We start from the raw sequence: 1,759 nt of genomic DNA, 5'->3' as shown, positions 1-1,759 counted from the left end.
GTAGAGCCCGTTAACCAATCGTTCTCCGAACTCCATCTCGGCCGCGAACTCGGAGTCCAGGTGCAGCGGCTGCTGATTCATCGTCATATCACAAAACTGTTGATTGTCATGCTCGCTGATCGTCCGCCGCTTCTCATGTTTAATAGTCTCGCCGATATCAAACTCTTCGTAATAGAGTCCTGTCATGGCTCGGACAAAAGCTTCTTATTTAAAATCTCTTTCTCACCATATTCCTAAAACGCGAACCAGTTTGTCAATTTCGTTTTGAGACCAGCACGCGAAATGATATAACTAACGACAACCCCCCTTATGAAAAAATTGGCTTTCCGCCGTTAGGGAGTCCGGGTAACTCGCGCGGTTTGCCCGTCGTCATCATTCCAATAGACGAGCCAGAATACTGTGGCAACGACCAGCACATTCGCTGCAGCAACATAGAAACCGACTTTCCACAAGAAGACGCTAGCGATTCTAGTCACTAGAAGCGCGCTCACGCCGCTACCGGCAGTCACACCAACCTGTTTCATACTAATTGTGAAATTGTATGTACCTGGTGGTGTATGGTTAAAAATAGCTTTGTTGCTTCCAGGCATCGCTGTTCCATATAGTGATCCAAGTATGAATGCACCTACGAGTAGCGCCGGGTATGACCAGGCCTGAAAAACTAGAAACGCACCGAGTGAGAGAGCTAGTAACCCTGCGGTGAGTGTCCGGTGCTCACCGAATCAATCAGTGATTGCACCAAATGGAAGTAAGAAAACAGCGTAGCCGAGTGTCAGCGCTGTGACCACAAGCCTGAGTTGCGTTCCAGAAAGCACATACTGGTCTCTGATCAAGAGTGTCACTGTGAGGACAGCGTAATAGCAGATGCTCGCTGCCAACTGTCAAATAAAGACTAACGAAACAATCTGATGAAGTCCCACTCGCTGCAGCCAAGCACGGGGTGAATCAAAACAGATTGGTTGCGGCACGGTGGGGCTCTCAATTAATAAAAAGCCATCATGAAAACGGTCGTGTAACTATACGAAACTCCTGATAAATAGCCCAGAACGTGGAATGCATCATAAGACTTCGAAAATGTGCGTCTCCCGCAGAAACGTGATAGTTTTTATCATAAATTTGCACTCGTAAATGCATATTTACCATTGAATATTCATTTTGACATACACACACAGATTTTTGTGTGTAGATAATGATTTTGTAATTCCATAAATTTCTTAGACAAATACAGTTTGACCAAATAAGATATGCTTGAACTTATACCGCCCCGTTAAGCGTGAGAAAATATTAAAACAGATATATGATCATTATCCAATCACCAACTGCGGGTGTAACGCTTCAGACAGTTTATTTTGTCACTCACGGGCATCACGGGATTAAAATGTCAGGCACGTCATCCGACGGGTCAGATATCAACAACGCGTGAGCCGGGTGTACGGTTATTCGATTGACTATCTTTATTCTCAAATGGTTATGATATAATTATACGCAGTTTCCAACTGTCCGCTGGGAAGGAAAGTTGTCCTCTTCAAATCGATTCACACATCATAGTCTACTAATGAGGACTCAATTAGTCGAGCAACCGCTCACCGAGGTACGCGCCACCGATTGAGATGCTGAATCCGGCGATTCCGTATAGTAACGCAACGGGGATCCCGACGACGAGAAGTGTAAGAAACAGATGATCGATGATGAACCCGAAGGTTGCGATTAAAAATGCTGCCAAAGCAGGTTCCAGTAAAGTATCGCCTGGACTGCCCCA

At 45.4% G+C, this 1,759-nt stretch carries 2 protein-coding genes and 1 pseudogene; all 3 read right to left on the bottom strand.

All coding sequences use genetic code 11. From position 1 onward, the window contains the following. A partial coding sequence (locus tag J07HQW2_RS03205; RefSeq protein WP_021053884.1) for a MaoC/PaaZ C-terminal domain-containing protein occupies positions 1–186 on the bottom strand: 186 nt, incomplete at its 3' end. A 146-nt stretch (positions 187–332) separates the two neighbouring features. Continuing rightward, positions 333–710: pseudogene (locus J07HQW2_RS17550) on the bottom strand (MFS transporter); the annotation flags it as partial. An 857-nt stretch (positions 711–1,567) separates the two neighbouring features. Continuing rightward, on the bottom strand, positions 1,568–1,759 hold a 192-nt coding region (locus J07HQW2_RS03195; RefSeq protein ID WP_021053881.1), incomplete at its 5' end, for a hypothetical protein.

This window comes from Haloquadratum walsbyi J07HQW2, from assembly GCF_000415985.1.
Taxonomy (GTDB): Archaea; Halobacteriota; Halobacteria; order Halobacteriales; family Haloferacaceae; genus Haloquadratum; species Haloquadratum walsbyi_B.
This window is presented reverse-complemented; position numbering and strand designations above follow the sequence as displayed.